General features: G+C 57.5%; 14 protein-coding genes. 10 read left to right on the top strand and 4 right to left on the bottom strand.

Features of this window, described 5'->3' with window-relative positions; genetic code table 11:
* The first annotated feature begins 17 nt into the window (after positions 1–17).
* The 7 genes from dtd to galE all read left to right on the top strand — a co-directional run bounded on the left by dtd (position 18) and on the right by galE (position 7,678).
* Positions 18–461, top strand: a complete 444-nt coding sequence (gene dtd / locus MHY22_RS00900; RefSeq protein ID WP_239277560.1) for a D-aminoacyl-tRNA deacylase — start codon at positions 18–20, stop codon at positions 459–461.
* A gap of 358 nt (positions 462–819) precedes the next feature.
* Entirely contained in the window at positions 820–2,235 is a 1,416-nt protein-coding gene (locus MHY22_RS00895) for an HAAAP family serine/threonine permease (RefSeq protein WP_239277558.1), read from the top strand.
* A 46-nt stretch (positions 2,236–2,281) separates the two neighbouring features.
* A complete protein-coding gene (locus MHY22_RS00890) occupies positions 2,282–3,655 on the top strand; it encodes an L-serine ammonia-lyase (RefSeq protein ID WP_239277557.1) in 1,374 nt (457 codons plus the stop codon).
* A 145-nt stretch (positions 3,656–3,800) separates the two neighbouring features.
* Positions 3,801–4,592, top strand: a complete 792-nt coding sequence (locus tag MHY22_RS00885) for a transcriptional regulator (RefSeq protein WP_370658817.1) — start codon at positions 3,801–3,803, stop codon at positions 4,590–4,592.
* A 182-nt stretch (positions 4,593–4,774) separates the two neighbouring features.
* Positions 4,775–5,788: a sigma-70 family RNA polymerase sigma factor gene (locus tag MHY22_RS00880; RefSeq protein WP_005325073.1), complete on the top strand. Its 1,014-nt coding sequence runs from the start codon at positions 4,775–4,777 to the stop codon at positions 5,786–5,788.
* A gap of 222 nt (positions 5,789–6,010) precedes the next feature.
* A complete protein-coding gene (locus MHY22_RS00875) occupies positions 6,011–6,688 on the top strand; it encodes a metal-dependent transcriptional regulator (protein ID WP_239277554.1) in 678 nt (225 codons plus the stop codon).
* 3 nt (positions 6,689–6,691) lie between these two features.
* Positions 6,692–7,678 carry a UDP-glucose 4-epimerase GalE gene (gene galE / locus MHY22_RS00870; RefSeq protein WP_239277553.1) on the top strand — a complete coding sequence of 329 codons (987 nt, stop codon included), beginning with the start codon at positions 6,692–6,694 and terminating at the stop codon, positions 7,676–7,678.
* A 12-nt stretch (positions 7,679–7,690) separates the two neighbouring features.
* On the opposite strand, the gene MHY22_RS00865 is transcribed toward galE, so the two are convergent.
* Positions 7,691–8,776: a DUF4192 domain-containing protein gene (locus MHY22_RS00865; RefSeq protein WP_239277552.1), complete on the bottom strand. Its 1,086-nt coding sequence runs from the start codon at positions 8,774–8,776 to the stop codon at positions 7,691–7,693.
* A 242-nt stretch (positions 8,777–9,018) separates the two neighbouring features.
* Here MHY22_RS00865 and MHY22_RS00860 point away from each other — a divergent pair, with 242 nt between their 5' ends.
* Positions 9,019–10,083: a PAC2 family protein gene (locus MHY22_RS00860; RefSeq protein WP_150850344.1), complete on the top strand. Its 1,065-nt coding sequence runs from the start codon at positions 9,019–9,021 to the stop codon at positions 10,081–10,083.
* A 34-nt stretch (positions 10,084–10,117) separates the two neighbouring features.
* The gene (locus MHY22_RS00855; protein WP_239277551.1) at positions 10,118–12,661 is read left to right on the top strand and encodes a DUF3516 domain-containing protein; all 2,544 of its coding nucleotides are present in this window, start codon (positions 10,118–10,120) and stop codon (positions 12,659–12,661) included.
* 88 nt (positions 12,662–12,749) lie between these two features.
* Here the strand turns inward: MHY22_RS00855 and MHY22_RS00850 are convergent, their stop codons facing one another.
* Together MHY22_RS00850 and MHY22_RS00845 are read right to left on the bottom strand one after the other, a co-directional pair.
* Complete coding sequence (locus MHY22_RS00850; RefSeq protein WP_049377405.1) at positions 12,750–13,274, bottom strand: carboxymuconolactone decarboxylase family protein; 525 nt, start codon at positions 13,272–13,274, stop codon at positions 12,750–12,752.
* A gap of 97 nt (positions 13,275–13,371) precedes the next feature.
* Positions 13,372–13,965 carry a peroxiredoxin gene (locus tag MHY22_RS00845; RefSeq protein ID WP_023021385.1) on the bottom strand — a complete coding sequence of 198 codons (594 nt, stop codon included), beginning with the start codon at positions 13,963–13,965 and terminating at the stop codon, positions 13,372–13,374.
* Positions 13,966–14,125: 160 nt separating this feature from the next.
* On the opposite strand from MHY22_RS00845, the gene MHY22_RS00840 reads away from it, so the two are divergent.
* Positions 14,126–15,070, top strand: a complete 945-nt coding sequence (locus MHY22_RS00840) for a hydrogen peroxide-inducible genes activator (RefSeq protein WP_239277550.1) — start codon at positions 14,126–14,128, stop codon at positions 15,068–15,070.
* 86 nt (positions 15,071–15,156) lie between these two features.
* Here the strand turns inward: MHY22_RS00840 and MHY22_RS00835 are convergent, their stop codons facing one another.
* Positions 15,157–16,065 (bottom strand): hypothetical protein, encoded by a 909-nt coding sequence (locus MHY22_RS00835; protein WP_239277547.1) that lies wholly within the window; start codon positions 16,063–16,065, stop codon positions 15,157–15,159.
* Positions 16,066–16,111: the final 46 nt, after the last annotated feature.

The raw sequence follows: 16,111 nt of genomic DNA, 5'->3' as shown, positions 1-16,111 counted from the left end.
ATAAGGAGAAGTAAACCATGCGCGCAGTTTTGACTCGGGTATCAGAGGCCACAGTAACCGTCGATGGAGAAACCGTAGGAGCCATCGATTGCCCCGAAACCGGTGGTCTTCTCGCTCTAGTTGGGGTCTCGCGCGAGGATATGGATGATTGGCAGCCCCGCGCCGAGAAAATGGCACGCAAGATTGCCGAACTGCGCATTCTTGATGGCGAAGTGTCAGTCATTGATGCCGGAGCGCCCGTGCTTGTGGTGAGCCAATTTACTTTGTACGGCCGCACTGCCAAGGGACGGCGCCCTTCGTGGGCGGATGCTGCCCCAGGACCCGAGGCCGAACCGGTCATCGAGGAGATTATTGCGAACCTTAGGGAACGCGGCGTGTCAGTAGAAACAGGCCAATTCGGGGCTAAAATGCGCGTTTCCTCTGTGAACGAAGGACCTTTCACCGTCTTAGTAGAGACCTAGCCCGCACCCTCTATTTCCGCCCCGCGAGATCTGAAAATCGTGTTAAGCAGGCCCTTTTACAAACGTTTCCGTGACTCACACCACTTTTCCGGATTCCGTGTAGAGCAAGCCATAAAGCCCTGCGGAATGCAAATTCTCAGAGAGTGATAAATGCCCTACCTGAAGTGCAATAATTTATTATCACCCTGCAAGATTTTGTTCTATACTGAGGGCACAGCGAAGCAAAAGGGCTGGATATGCAGGATGAGAGACAGTTTCTCAAAGTCCTACAAACGCAAAATTGAGTGAGAAAGATTTTCTCAATCATGGTTGCAGAAGCCCAAACGCTTCGGCCGACCAACTAGATGTAGGAAAGAAAATGTCCCACTCAATCAAGCGGCGTAACAAAGCCCAGCACCCAGAAAACCAGGCTGAGATGCCTGAGGACCTCAAGACCTCCAAGGCAGCTCCCTCCTCCAAAGAATCCGCACCAGCCCCTGGCATTGACACTCCGTTTGATGGCCAGAAGGGTGCACCGAAGTGGAATAAGGAAGACACCGTATGGATGCTCTCCTTGTTCGGAACCGCAATCGGCGCCGGCGTCCTCTTCCTCCCCATCAACGCCGGTATCGGCGGCATCATCCCACTGATCATCATGACGGTGGTAGCACTGCCCATGACCTACTGGGCCCACCGCGGAATGACTCGCTTGGTCCTGTCCAGCTCCAAGCCAGACGGTGACCTCACGGACGTCGTCGAGGAGCACTTTGGCATGAAGGCCGGCGTTCTGATGAACATCCTGTACTTCCTGTCGGTCTACCCCATCCTGCTGGTCTACTCGGTAACCATCACCAACACGGTCAACTCCTTCTTGGAGCACCAGCTCGGAATCACCCCGCCGGACCGCTGGCTTACCTCGCTACTGCTGGTAGGCGGCCTTATCCTAATTGTCCGCATGGGCAAGGACGTCGTAGTTCACGTCATGTCCTATTTGGTATACCCATTCATCGGCATCCTGGTTCTACTTTCCCTCTACCTCATCCCGAAGTGGAATACCGCACTCTTTGATTCCTTCGACCTCAACGTTGCTCGCGAGGCTTCTGGCCACAGCATGGGCGTTACCCTGATGCTGCTGGTTCCGGTTATGGTCTTCTCCTTCAACCACTCCCCGATGATTTCCTCCTTCGCCGTTGACCGCCGCCAGACCTACGGCAAGTTCGCCGAGGCCAAGTCCCGTAAGACCTTGCTCCGCGCAGAAATCCTCATGGTCGTCGTGGTCATGTTCTTCGTCTTCTCCTGCGCTCTGAGCCTCTCCCCGGCTGACATGGCAGACGCTAAGGCACAAAACATCACCATCCTGTCCTACCTGGCCAACCACTTCGATAACCCACTTATCCAGTGGATTGCCCCAATCATCGCCATGATTGCAGTTGCTAAGTCCTTCCTCGGCCACTACCTCGGCGCAGCCGAAGGCTTCGAAGGTCTCGTCATCAAGGGCAGCAAGAACGCAAGCAAGGACGACGCAGAGTCCGCCCACAAGCTCGATACCATCACCCTCATCTTCATGCTGGTCACCGCTTGGCTCGTCGCCTGGGCTGACCCATCCATCCTGGGCATGATTGAAACCCTGTGTGGCCCGACGATTGCCATCATGCTCTTCATCATCCCAATGGTCGCCATCCACAAGGTTCCAGCACTGAAGCGCTACAAGGGCAAGGCTTCCAACTACTTCGTCTTCTTCATGGGCCTCGTCGCCCTAGCAACCATCATCTACTCCATCGTCCAGGCCTTCTAGGCACCGCCGCAGACGAGAAAATCGCAGAGGATTCAAGGAAAGAACAATGTTCATCAGCATCTTCGATATGTTCAAGATTGGCATCGGCCCCTCAAGCTCACACACCCTTGGCCCAATGAAAGCCGGCAAAGCTTTCGTGGACGAACTCAAGGAAAAAGACCTCTTTGACAAGGTCACTCGAGTTCAGGCAAATGTCTACGGCTCCCTCTCCCTCACGGGCATCGGCCACTCCACCGACAAGGCCATCCTCCTTGGCCTCGCTGGTGAAGAGCCAGAGACGGTTGATATCGACGGCATCTCCGAATTCATGAAGAATGTCCGCAGCAGCGAGAAGCTCATGCTGGGCGGCTCCCACGAGGTGGAGTTCCCTAAGGACGGCGGCTTCTTCTTCCACGACGAGTACCTCCCGATGCACGAGAACGGCATGTGTCTTATCGCCTTCGCCGGCGAGGAAGACATCCTGCACAAGACTTACTACTCGGTCGGCGGCGGTTTCATCGTCAAGCAGGAAGACTTTGCCACGCGCACAGACGCCAAGGTTGATATCCCCTTCCCGTACGCCAGCGCCGCAGAGATGCTCGAGCTATGCGAGAAGAACAACATGACCCTCCCGGAGCTAGGCCTTGCCAATGAGTTGGCACTTCGTTCCGAAGAAGAGGTCAACGAGCACCTGCGCAAGGTTCGCGATGTCATGTACACCGGCATCAAGCGCGGCTCCGCTACTGATGGCCCACTCCCAGGCTCCCTGCTTGTCCCCCGCCGCGCCGCTGCCCTCAGGCGCCGCCTGGAGCAGTCTGAACCGCACGATGGTCTGAACATCCTCAGCTGGGTCAATATGTTCGCACTGGCTATCTCTGAAGAGAATGCATCCTGCGGCCGCGTTGTCACCGCACCTACGAACGGCGCCTGCGGCGTTGTCCCGGCAGTACTGGCTTACTACGACAAGTTCGTTGAGCCCGTTACCACCGAGATGTTTGCTGATTACATCTTCGCCTGCAACCAGATTGCTTCCCTGTACAAGATGAACGCTTCCATCTCTGGCGCTGAGGTCGGCTGCCAGGGTGAGGTTGGTGTAGCGTGCTCCATGGCTGCTGGCGGTCTCGCCCAGCTCATGGGCGCTACCCCAGAGCAGGTTTGCATTGCAGCCGAGATTGGCATGGAGCACAAGCTAGGCCTGACCTGTGACCCAGTCCTTGGACAGGTTCAGGTACCCTGCATTGAGCGCAACGCTGTCGCTGCCGTTGACTCCATCACCAGCGCTCGCATGGCGCTGGAGCGCGAGAGCAAGCCATGCGTTTCTTTGGACGAAGTCATCTGGACCATGTATAAGACTGGTAAGGATATGAACGCCAAGTACAGGGAAACCTCACAAGGTGGCCTGGCCCTAGCAGTTCACCCGCCAGTTCCGGTGTGTGGATAGAGACCACCCTGTAAAGAAGCGATGAGCCGGGTGAGCACAGCGCTAAGCCGCTTGTGTTCATCCGGCTTTCTTGGCGCTACTCCCCCCTTCCGCCTATTCGCTTCCGTGTGATATCTTCTCTATAACCTGACAGGAATTAAAGGACATGCTTCAGCTAATGAACTTCCCTAGCGGCAGTGCCTCCGAAGAAAATTTCCTCGAGCAGTACATTCCCCTCGTCGAATTCCTCGGTAAGGCAATGGGCCCAAACACCGAAATCGTACTCCACGATCTCGACGTTCCCGATAAATCCATCATGGCCATCGCCAACGGCCACATCTCCGGCCGGCAGCTAGGCGGCCCCGTGACCGACTTCGCACTGTGGTTTATGAAACAAGGCGATGCCGCAGCAATCCCCATGATGACCGGCTACCGCGCCGTCAATGCGGAAGGCAAGATTTGCCGCTCTTCAAGCTACTTCATCCGCGACGACTCCGGCCATATGCGCGGCATGCTGTGCATCAATGTTGATGTCTCCGAGTTGGTACACATTCGCGATGCTGCCGCCGCACTTATCGGCAACGCAGATGATCCCGCATTTGATAAGTCCAAGGCTTTCGGCGGCTACCCCGGCACGGAGGAGCAACCGCAGCGCCCCGTAGCGGTACCAGACCCAGTTCCAGAAGACGAGGCTGCAGAAGAGGAACCAAAGAAGGAAGAAGTCAGCGAGTCTTTGCGTTCTAACGTGGAGCACCTTCTCGATTCCATGTTGAACTCTGCGATTTCCAACCAGAGCACGCCAGTTCCTCGCATGCAGCGCGAAGAGCGCCTCGAGGTGGTTTCTGACCTTGAGGATGCAGGATTTTTCCTCCTTAAAGGAGGAATCGCCGCGGCAGCGACGCGCCTAGGCGTATCTGAACCGACTATCTACCGCTACCTCGTCCAGGTGCGTGGATAGTAGTTCCACATTCCTAGCTATTCGCAGCTCGTAACCGTTCCCCGTGGTACCTCTCCCCCGAAAAGGTGGAGTTGTACCACGGGGAACAACTGTTTTTAATATTTCTCTCCGCACCGGGAACTAAATCGCTTAAGACTCCGTTGTACTTTGTGAAACCGGCGACAAATTCAGGAGGCTTCACTATGACGAAGACATCTGCCACCACCGCCAAGGGCACTTCAAGTGCCACTACTGATGAAGAACAGGAAGTAGACCGCGGATCTCGCCGCAACCAAACCAACGATAATCCTTCAGCCGACCTCGTCCGCGTTTATCTCAACGGCATCGGCAAGACCGCACTGCTCAGCGCGGAAGATGAGGTAGAACTCGCTCAGGCCATCGAGGTTGGACTGTACGCGGAGTACAAGCTCAATAACGCAGAAAAGCTCACCCGCGCAGAAAAGCGCGACCTTAAGATCCTCGCCCGCGAAGGCAAGAAGGCACGCTCCCACCTGCTCGAAGCCAACCTGCGCCTCGTCGTCTCGCTGGCAAAGCGCTACACCGGCCGCGGTATGCCACTGCTGGATCTCATCCAAGAGGGCAACCTAGGCCTTATCCGCGCAATGGAGAAGTTCGATTACGCCAAGGGCTTCAAGTTCTCCACTTATGCCACTTGGTGGATCCGTCAGGCGATTACCCGCGGCATGGCTGACCAGTCCCGCACCATTCGCCTCCCAGTCCACTTGGTTGAGCAGGTTAACAAGCTTTCCCGCATTAAGCGCGAGATGTATCAATCCTTGGGCCGCGAAGCTACTAACGAGGAACTTTCGGAAGAATCCGGTATTGACGAGAACAAGATTGAAATGCTGCTGCGCCAGTCACGCGATCCGGTCTCTCTCGATATGCCGGTAGGCACCGATGAAGAAGCTCCTTTGGGCGATTTCATTGAAGATGCAGAAGCTACCGATGCTGAAACTGCGGTCGTCGCATCTATGCGCCACTCTGATATCCGCGGTGTGATTGACACCTTGGAAAAGCGCGAGCAGGATGTCATCCGCCTGCGTTATGGCCTCGATGATGGTGTTCCGCGCACCTTGGATCAGATTGGTCGCCGCTTCGGTCTTTCGCGCGAGCGTGTACGCCAGATTGAGCGCGAAGTTATGGCAAAGCTGCGCGATGGCAATCGCGCCGATCGCCTGCGCGAGTACGCTTTGTAATCCACGCCTACCGCATTCGGCAACACATCCTCTCCCCGGGCCCATTTGGCAACGTACCGCCATGGGCTCGGGGTTTGGCGTTGATAAGGCATCGGCTTGGTTCTTAGCGGCGAACCAAGCCTTGGGTAGGCTAATCTGGACTGCAGAGTCTAGAAAGCGCTTTCCCGTTCTTGGGCGGGACAATAGCCGCGTAACCGTATTCACACAGAAAGGTATGCCCACGTGAGGGACCTAGTTGATACAACGGAGATGTATCTGCGGACCATCTACGAGCTAGAGGAAGAAGGCATCACTCCCCTGCGCGCCCGCATTGCGGAGCGTTTGGAGCAGTCCGGGCCAACGGTTTCTCAGACCGTGGCTCGCATGGAGCGCGATGGCCTTTTGCACGTGCGCACCGACCGCAGTTTGGATCTCACGGACAAGGGCCGCGACTTAGCAACCGCAGTCATGCGCAAGCACCGTTTGGCAGAGCGTTTGCTTACCGACGTCCTGGGGCTCGACATTGCCAAGGTCCACGACGAGGCCTGCCGGTGGGAGCATGTGATGAGCGAAGAGGTGGAAAAGCGCATGGTCGCTGTTCTCGATGATCCGACGCGGTCGCCCTTTGGCAATCCTATTCCGGCGCTATCTGCACTTGGCTTCGATGTTCCACAGCCGGATCAGGGCACCCGCGCGGTCGATCTCCCCAATGGCGAGCAGGTCTCTGCGACCGTCATCCAGGTCAATGAAATCCTGCAGGTTGATGATGGCACCTTCCAAGAACTCACCGATGCTGGAATCCGAGTGGGCGCCAAGGTGTCTGTGGTCAATAACAGCGGCACGATTACACTGTCGACACCGGAAGGCAGAAGCGTCGTGCTTTCCGACGATTTGGCGCACGCAGTGCGCGTGGAGGTATAACCCATGAAGCTTCTCGTCACAGGTGGCGCGGGCTATGTAGGCAGCGTTTGCGCTGCTGTATTGGTCGAACAGGGCCATGACGTAACCATTATTGATAATTTCTCCACCGGCAATCGCGAGGCCGTTCCGGAAGCCGCCCGCGTCATCGAGGGCGACGTCGCGGACAAGGCTGCCGATGTCCTGAGCGAAGGTGGCTTCGAAGGCGTCATTCACTTCGCTGCGCGCTCCTTGGTGGGCGAATCCGTGGAAAAACCAGATGAGTACTGGCAGCACAACGTCGTTACTACCCTGACGCTGCTTAATGCCATGCGGGATAACGACGTCAAAAACCTCGTCTTTTCCTCCACCGCTGCAACCTACGGTGAGCCCGACCAGGTCCCGATTACGGAAGACATGCCAACCCAGCCCACCAATCCGTATGGTGCGACCAAGCTGGCCATCGACTACATGATCACGTCCTTTGCCCACGCCTACGGCCTAGGCGCTACCTCGCTGCGCTATTTCAATGTGGCTGGCGCCTACGGAAATATTGGCGAAAACCGCGAGGTAGAAACCCACCTCATCCCCATCGTGCTGCAAGTTGCTTTGGGCCACCGGGATAAGATTTTCATGTTCGGTGATGACTGGGATACCGCAGACGGCACCCCAGTGCGTGACTACATCCATATCCGCGATCTAGCCGACGCCCACGTGCTTGCTCTCGAGTCCAATGAATCTGGCAAGCACCACATTTACAACTTGGGTTCTGGCGATGGGTACTCCGTCAAGCAAGTCATCGAGATGTGTCGCAAGGTAACCGGCCACGACATTCCGGCTGAGGTGGCCCCGCGCCGCGCGGGCGACCCAGCTACGCTCATCGCTTCCTCTGAGAAGATTCAGCGGGAGCTCGGGTGGAATCCCACCCGCACGGACCTGGAAACCATAGTCACCGACGCGTGGAACTTCACCCGACAGCTAGGCGATAAAGCACATTCGGCAAAGCGGTCCTAGACACCGCGCGCGTTAGGCGGGGCTGTCAACGCGGAGCCCCGCCGCTTCGCGGGCTAGCTCGCAACCATGGCATAGACTGGAGACCAACCGCTTTCCCATGCCGCTGCGATAACCCTGCGCTATGAGGCGCCCCAGATTGTGATGGGGCGCCTCTTCTACTACTACGGAAAGCGCCGGACCGGCATAAATTCCGAATTCGTGAGACACCTGGCTAGCAGCATACAAAGCTAGGGCGTTATAGCGAATAGACCCCTGGAATGTACGCGCTACCGCCAATAACAGGTCTCCTGCTTCCTGCGGCGCGGAGACGAGCTCCGTAATGACTAGGTCGCGGGTCCAGGTGGTAGACATCCACATGGCTGCCACACACAACAATTCTTCATTTTCTAGGGTTTCCTCCAGCGATTCGACCTCGCTGAGCACATAGCGCACATCGGCAATGAGGTGCTTGACCACCTGCACTGGTTCTGTCGTGCCGTACCCGTGCCCGGCGCGCAACTGGCGGGCAATCTCTTCGGCGCATCGCTCCATGGCTCTAATCTCTTCTTCCCCAAAGTATGGGTTCGGGTCCTTAAAGCGCTGGACCAAGTCATGACGGCTAAGTTCCGGAAGCATGCCATTATTCACGCAGGCGCGCATCGTGTGGCTCGTCGAGATGGCGGGTATGGTTCCTTCCATCCAATTCTGGAGCGGGCCCTCGCCGCTTTCTGTGGCGTGGCCAAAGATGAGGTCATAGGCGGAATCGGTGGATAGTTCCTCGGCCAGCCAGCAGGCATCGATGCCCATGCCGGTGTGGTCTTGGAAGTGGTAAAGAGACTGCAGAATGTCCCAGAGCTCTCCTTCCTCGCGTTGAGAGAGCACGAAGCAGAAAATGATTTCGGGATTTCCGCAGTGAAACGCTTCCATCACTTCGTGCAGGGCACCAGGCACATCGTGCAAATCGAGGCGGGCTACTGGTCCGATGCTATATCCGCGTTGGCTGGGTTGGATGGAAATGAGGATGACTGATTCAGTGGGAAAGAATCCGAGGATTCCTGGGATATTGGCGAGGATATCGCCGGGCGTACGGATGGGCTGAGTTGGTGTTGTGATGTCCATGGCCCCAGCCTCAACCATCCGCGCAACTATGCATAGGCCACTAGGGGCTAGGTCGTGGGGATCTGTGGATAGGTGGGGTGAAGGGGGCGTCGGCAAGCGGCTTTCCACACCCCGCCCGCGATTGCGCTGGCAATGCGCAGCGGTTTGGGGCACAATTGTTTATTTAACCTCGCAGTGCGCGCGGGAATAGTAAGCACGCGCGCGGCGTTGGGGTAGGTAAGAAAGCAAGGAGGTAACACAACATGCACGAAGAAGATCGCCGCATGTATGAGCTGGAATATCCAGCTCCGGTGATTAGGGATGATTCCGGTGACGGACAAGGCCCCACCATGATTGTTGCCATGCACGGCTATGCTGACGCTGGCCAAGCCATCGAGGCAAGTGCTGACCATTTAAAGGCCGCCTTGGAAGGCCGTCAGCTGGCATCGTTTAACTCTGATGAGCTGATTGATTACCGCTCCCGCCGCCCGGCTGTCACGATTGATAAGGATCGGGCGCTGGAAATCGAGTCCATGGATCTTGGTATTAAGGTTCTGCGCGATAATTCCGGCAAGACTTTCCTTCTGCTGTCTGGCCCTGAACCAGACATGCGCTGGGAGGCGTTCACTACGGCCGTGGTGAAGCTGGTGGAAAAATTCAATATTGAAGACACCATCATGCTCTATGCCGCGCCGATGCCGGTGCCGCATACCCGCCCCACGGTGGTTACGGCCCATGGCACCTCCTCCCGCTTGACTGAGCACATGCTCTCGATGGATTCCACCATGATGGTGCCAGGCTCTGCCGCGCTGTACTTGGAAAAGGCTCTGGCGGATAAGCACCGCACGGTGGCTGGATATACCGTCCACGTGCCGCACTATTTGGCAGCTTCGCCCTATCCACAGGCCACGTTCCAGCTGCTGGATTCGGTGGCGCGGGCGGCGCGCCTCAACATTCCTTTGGGCAGCATCGAGGCCGATATATCCCGTGTGGAAAACCAACTGGAGGAGCAAGTTGGTGGCTCGGATGAGATTGAAGGCGTAGTCCAACAACTCGAGCAGCAGTATGACGCTTATATGGAGCGCTACCGCAAGGAGCATCCGCAGGCGATCATGCCTGGCGAGGAGCCCATGCCTACCGGTGAGGAAATCAGCGAGGAGTTCCAAGCATTTTTGGCTTCCTTGGATGAAGAAGAAAGCCAGCAGATCATCAATACCGAGATCGATGACCGCGAAGATTCCGCCGAGGAGGAAGGCCCGCAGTCCGATGATGGCAAGGATGGCCCTGATTCTGCTTCGGGCGAGGGCGACTTAGGTGACGATATCTAACTAACCCGCCCCCATCGCCGCTAAGGTGGTGGGGGTGAACTTATCTCAGCTGCTGCCAGATTTAACGGAAGTACCCGAGTCCCTCGTAGACGAGGCAATTTGGGATACCTTTACCTCGTGGACCACCGGCCGGGGTATCAATTTGTACCCGGCGCAGGAAGAAGCCTCGCTCGGAATTTTGGCCGGCGACAATGTCATCCTTGCTACCCCTACGGGCTCGGGAAAGTCCATGGTGGCTAATGCTGCACACTTCATCGCCCTAGCTCGTGGCCAGCGCAGTTTCTATACCGCGCCGATTAAGGCCCTTGTGAGCGAGAAGTTCTTTGCCCTCTGCGATATCTTCGGCGCCGAGAATGTGGGCATGATGACTGGCGACGCCACCGTTAACGGCAATGCCCCCATCATCGCCGCCACCGCCGAGATTGTGGCCAATATTGCGCTGCGCGATGGTGCCGAGGCCAATATCAACCAGGTAGTTATGGACGAGTTCCACTACTACTCCGAACCAGATCGCGGATGGGCCTGGCAGGTGCCGTTGCTAGAGTTGTCCAAGGCGCAGTTCCTGCTCATGTCCGCCACTTTGGGCGATACTCAGTGGCTAGAAGAAGATCTCACCCGCCGCACCGGCCGCGCCACCAACCTCGTCGCCGGCACTACGCGTCCCGTCCCACTGGACTTTTCCTATGTCTTTAGCGCGGTGCACGAGACCATCGAGGAGCTCTTGGCCGATAAGAAGGCTCCCATCTACGTGGTGCACTTCTCGCAGCGTGAAGCGGCCGAGCGCGCCCAGGCGCTCACCTCTCTATCGGGGATCATCACTAAAGAAGAAAAGGAAGCGATTGCCCAGGAAATAGGTGGTTTCCGCTTCACCACTGCCTTTGGCAAAGATTTGTCCAAGCTCTTGCGAAAGGGCATCGGCATTCACCACGCGGGAATGCTGCCCAAATACCGCCGTCTAGTAGAGCGCTTGGCACAAAAGGGCCTGCTTAAGGTCATTTGCGGCACCGATACCTTGGGTGTGGGCATTAACGTGCCCATCCGCACCGTGCTGATGACTGGGCTTGCCAAGTTCGACGGCCAGCGCCAACGCATCCTCAAGTCGCGCGAATTCCACCAGATTGCCGGCCGCGCCGGCCGCGCCGGCTATGACACCGAGGGCACTGTGGTGGTCGAGGCCCCCGAGCACGAGATTGAAAATGCCAAGGAGCGCCGCCGCATCGGCGACGACCCCAAGCGCTTGAAGAAGCTGAAGAAGAAGTCCGCTCGCGAAGGCGAGGTGTCCTGGTCCGAGAAGACCTTCGCGCGTCTTACTGAGGCGGAACCGGAACAGCTTACCTCTCAGTTCCGCGTTTCTAATTCCATGCTGCTCAACGTCTTGGCACGCCATGGCAATGGCTATGACCACATGCGCCACCTGCTGCGAGACAATCACGATAATCGCAGCAAACAGAATAAGGACATTCTCACCGCTATCGATCTCTTCCGCGGGCTAGTGGATTCCGGCGTGGTACAAAAATCCACCAAGGGATTGGATATCTACGGCCGCCCCTACCATTTGGTACGAGAGCTGCCGCGTGACTTTGCGCTCAACCAGCCACTGGGTCCATTCGCGCTGGCGGCGCTCTCGCTGCTGGATCCGGAGGCGGAGACTTATAACCTGGACGTCATTTCCGTGTTCGAGGCCATTCTGGATGACCCACGCCAGGTGCTCATCGCCCAGCAGAAGCAGCGCCGCGGCGAAGAAATTGCCGCGCTGAAAGCGGACGGGGTGGACTACACCGACCGCATGAATATCGTAGAAGACATTACCTGGCCGAAGCCGCTCGAAGAGCTATTGGAGCAGGCCTACGATACTTTCGCTGAGACCAATGCGTGGGTCAAGGAGTTTGAGCTGCGGCCCAAGTCCGTGGTGCGCGACATGCTCGAGAACGCGATGACCTTCTCCGATCTGGTCGCAACCTACGGCTTGGCCCGCTCCGAGGGCGTGATTTTGCGCTACCTGACCGACGCCTGGCGTACCCTGAAGCAATCCATTCCCGATGAGTACAACACTCCGGAGCTCGAGGACATCGTTGTCTGGCTGGGAGAGCTTATCCGCCAGGTAGACTCCTCGCTTGTCGACGAATGGGCGCAAATGGCCGGCGAAGACTCCCCCATCGATCAAGACACGGTGGACCGCGAGCTGGCCTTTGGCGTGGAGGACCCCACCGCGCTCACGGCCAATCGCCGCGCCTTTACCATTATGGTGCGCAATTACATGTTCCGCTTGGTGCAGCTCTTTGCTTTGGAAAAGGAAGACCGCTTGGCAGAGCTGCTTGATTACTTGGACGAGGTGCCAGACTTCGGCGCTATCCTGGATGACTATTTCGATGAATATGATGACATCGATTCCGGCCCCGAGGCCCGCGGCCCGGAGTATTTCCGCCTCGGCGATACTGACTCGCGTGCATGGTCCGTGCGCCAGATCATCAAGGACCCAGACGGCGACCACGCCTACCAGTTCGTCGCTACGGTAGATCTCGATGCCTCCGATGAGGCCGGCGAAGTCCGACTGTCGGACCTGCGCGTGGAATACTAGCCAGCGAAAACGACAAAGCCGCCCTGGCTGCCACGCCCCGAGTGAGGGGGACGTCGGCAAGCGCGAGGGCGGCTAAAGGCCGGCTATTTTAGCGTGCGGCCTCAATCTGGACAGCCTGTGCCACAGCCTGGACAACGGCCGCAACCTTGACGGCCTCCCAGACCTGCTCCTTGCTCAGACCAGCCTCGTTGAGCTCGTGAGCGTGAGCACCCAGGCAGTGCTCGCAGCCATTGATGGCGGAAACTGCGGTATTCCACAGCTCGAAGTTGGCCTTGTCCACGCCCGGCTTGGAGATGATGTTCATGCGCAGGCCGAACTTAACCTGTGCGTAGTCATCGCCCAACCAGCCCTTGGCGCGGTAGGCAACATTGTTCATAGCCATAACGGTGGCTGCGCCGTAGGCTGCCTCGATAGCTTCCTCAGACAGGTGCTCTTTTGCTTCCTCCGCAATCTCAGAAAGCACGGTGTCATTGCGGGTTGCGGCAGCCGATGCCAGTAGGCAGCCCCAGAGCTGCTCCTCGTCCAGGTCCTTGGAACGGGTCAGGGCGCCCAGGTTGAGCTTCTGGTCCTTGGCGTACTCCGGCAGGGAAGACTTCAGATTATCAATAGACATAGCTTTTCTCCTTTGAGGTTTTGATAGGAATTTACTGCGTCGGATTTAAAAGGAAACCCCGCCACGAAAGCGGGGTGAACCTGCATCTCAGTGAGATTTAGAGCGCGGACTGAACGACGTCCATCTTGTTGATGTTCTTGGTTGGGTCGTTCTTCTCCCAGTTGCAAGCGCAGACCTCTTCGGACTGCAGGGCGTCGAGCACGCGCAGAACCTCGTCTACGTTACGGCCGACAGCATCCGGGGTAACGGATACGAACTGGATAACGCCATCCGGGTCGATGATGAAGGTGGCGCGGTCAGCAACGCCATCAGCGTTTTCGACGCCCAGTGCACGAATGAGGTCGTGACGTACGTCAGAGAACATCGGGAAAGGAACTTCCTTCAGCTCTGGGTGGGTTGCACGCCAGTTGAAGTGAGCGAACTCGTTATCGGTGGAGCCGCCGAGAATCTGGGTATCACGGTCCTGGAATTCCTCGTCCAGCTTGCCGAAGGCAGCGATCTCGGTCGGGCAGACGAAGGTGAAGTCCTTCGGGTAGAAGAAGACGACCTTCCACTTGCCCTCGTACTTGTCCAGGGATACCTGCTCGAAGTAGTCCTCCGGCTGGTTAGCGTTGACGTCGTGCAGATCGCCACCGGTCAGGGCGGTGAGGTTGAACTCTGGGAACTTTTCGCCGACGGTCAAAATAGGCATAGTCTTCAACTCCTTTAGCAAAGGCTTTTCCTCTAAGTTTCCTGCCGCTTTGTGTACAAGCAGCGGGGCCGGACCGTGTCCGGCCCAACACGATCAGTTATACCATCTTTTCCGCTCGCGTCAATAGCAAATCCTATAGGTAAGTGTTAGAGTGATAGGCATGCATAATAAAGAGTATCGCCCTACACTTGCTCAGCTGCGTACCTTTGTCACCGTTGCGGAAAATAAGCACTTTGGCACCGCGGCCGCCAAACTCGAAATTTCCCAGCCCTCCCTCTCCCAAGGCCTCGTTGCGCTCGAGCAGGGCTTGGGCCTGCAGCTTATCGAACGCTCCACTCGCAAGGTCATCGTCACCTCGGCCGGTGAGACCCTCCTCCCCTACGCCAAAGCCACCCTCGAGGCCGCCGATACCTTCCTGGCCCACGCTCGCGGCGCCAACGGCACCCTTGCCGGCCCACTGACCATCGGCGTTATCCCCACCATTGCTCCCTACATCCTCCCCGATCTGCTCTCGATGCTTGTTGAGGCCTACCCGGATCTCGAGCCGCGCTTCGTAGAGGAGCAAACCCAGCACCTCATTACCCGCCTGCGCAACGGCAACTTGGACCTTGCCATCATGGCCCTTCCTTCTGAGGCCACCGGCATGGTCGATAGCCCGCTCTACACGGAGAAATTCTCCATCGTTTGCCCTCCTGATCACCCCATCGCCGGCCGCGAGGATGTCGAGCTTGCGGAGCTCAAGGACTTAGATTTGCTGCTGCTTGACGACGGCCACTGCTTGCGCGATCAGGTCGTCGATCTCTGCCGCCACGCCAATATCAACCCGGCCGAGGCCACCAATTCCGTCACCCGCGCCTCTTCCCTGACCACCATCATGCAGCTGGTCATGGGCGGCCTGGGCTGCACCCTCGTTCCCGAATCCGCACTGGCCACCGAGTGCCATGGCAAGGACGTCGCGATCGCCCACTTTGCCTCCGATGTCACCGCCGAACGCGAGGTCGGCCTCGTGTTCCGTTCCTCTGCCGCCCGCGCCGAGGAATTCCGCGAATTCGGCACGCTCATCACCTCCGCCTATAACAAGGCGATTGAGCGCTCCCGGCAGTAGTCTCACCCGGCGGCCCCACGGGGCGTCGCCAAGCATGCCAAAGGCCACCGCCCCTGAGAGGAACGGTGGCCTTTAACTATGGTGCGCTAGGCCTGTGGGAAGGTGTTGCGCCCCGCGCACTGGCGGAACATATGCGCCTGTGCCAGAAGCGTAACCGGATAAGCCACGATGAGGCCGATGCCCAAAAGCAAAAAGCCGGCAACAATGATGAAAAAGTTCAAAATTGCCAGCAGCAACATTTGGCCGTAGTTATTCTTACCTGCCTGAAAGCCTTTCTTCACGGCCTCACCAACGCTATCGCCATCGGCCGCGAACCATTGCATCAGCGAGAAGAATGGTTGGATAAAGAAGCTAATCAGCGAAATCACGGCCAAGACGCCGAGCATGCCCATGACGGCGGCGAACGCTTCTTCATCGGAAAGCTGCTCGGCATTGCCGGCCAGCCCCTCCGCAGAACCGCGCACAGCGACGAAAGAAATCAGTCCCGCCACAACACCGATGACGACCATAATGACTAGTGGCTGCCACCAGCGCACATTCTTAAACAGGTAGCCCCACCCGGTGCGAGAATCATCAATCTGGAAAAGCGCCAGGCGCATAAGCGCCAGAGTTAGCACGATGCCAATCACCCAGGAAATGATTTGCATGATCGTGGAACTAGCAGTGAGATCACCGTCGGCACTCGCCGTCGCAGCGCCTACTCCGCCAGAAATGGCGAAAAAGACCACGCCGAGGAAGCCTGCAAGCAACGTTCCCAAAATCCACAGCTTCCAGTTGCTAAAGATAGCCCGAAAAGCCCAAGAAACGGCATCTATGGCCGAAACCCTTCCGGTGTGCTGAGGTTGGCCCGCGTGGTAGCCGGCATAGCCTTGGGCGTTGCCTTCGTGGGCGCCACCATACGATGGAAGCTGGCCGTAGTCCGGCCGATCCTCGGGATGGTTGGTCGGCTCATAGCGAGGAAAATCGTCATTTCCACCCGAATACGGGTTCGTCATAGGCGGTGCTCCTCCTTCAGGAATGCACATAGAAAAATGGATAAGT

The sequence above is a fragment of the Corynebacterium sp. ACRPO genome (assembly GCF_022347205.1).
Lineage (GTDB): Bacteria > Actinomycetota > Actinomycetes > Mycobacteriales > Mycobacteriaceae > Corynebacterium.
The sequence above is the reverse complement of the archived record's forward strand: the minus strand, read 5'-3'. Positions and strand labels throughout refer to the sequence as shown.

What these genes read in the sequence shown, in the direction of transcription:
- MHY22_RS00840 (WP_239277550.1), top strand. Translation starts at nt 14,126, where the DNA reads ATGCATAATAAAGAGTATCGCCCTACACTTGCTCAGCTGCGTACCTTT.
- MHY22_RS00895 (WP_239277558.1), top strand. Translation starts at nt 820, where the DNA reads ATGTCCCACTCAATCAAGCGGCGTAACAAAGCCCAGCACCCAGAAAAC.
- MHY22_RS00860 (WP_150850344.1), top strand. Translation starts at nt 9,019, where the DNA reads ATGCACGAAGAAGATCGCCGCATGTATGAGCTGGAATATCCAGCTCCG.
- MHY22_RS00865 (WP_239277552.1), bottom strand. Translation starts at nt 8,776, where the DNA reads ATGGACATCACAACACCAACTCAGCCCATCCGTACGCCCGGCGATATC.
- MHY22_RS00890 (WP_239277557.1), top strand. Translation starts at nt 2,282, where the DNA reads ATGTTCATCAGCATCTTCGATATGTTCAAGATTGGCATCGGCCCCTCA.
- MHY22_RS00880 (WP_005325073.1), top strand. Translation starts at nt 4,775, where the DNA reads ATGACGAAGACATCTGCCACCACCGCCAAGGGCACTTCAAGTGCCACT.
- MHY22_RS00885 (WP_370658817.1), top strand. Translation starts at nt 3,801, where the DNA reads ATGCTTCAGCTAATGAACTTCCCTAGCGGCAGTGCCTCCGAAGAAAAT.
- MHY22_RS00850 (WP_049377405.1), bottom strand. Translation starts at nt 13,274, where the DNA reads ATGTCTATTGATAATCTGAAGTCTTCCCTGCCGGAGTACGCCAAGGAC.
- galE (WP_239277553.1), top strand. Translation starts at nt 6,692, where the DNA reads ATGAAGCTTCTCGTCACAGGTGGCGCGGGCTATGTAGGCAGCGTTTGC.
- MHY22_RS00845 (WP_023021385.1), bottom strand. Translation starts at nt 13,965, where the DNA reads ATGCCTATTTTGACCGTCGGCGAAAAGTTCCCAGAGTTCAACCTCACC.
- dtd (WP_239277560.1), top strand. Translation starts at nt 18, where the DNA reads ATGCGCGCAGTTTTGACTCGGGTATCAGAGGCCACAGTAACCGTCGAT.
- MHY22_RS00835 (WP_239277547.1), bottom strand. Translation starts at nt 16,065, where the DNA reads ATGACGAACCCGTATTCGGGTGGAAATGACGATTTTCCTCGCTATGAG.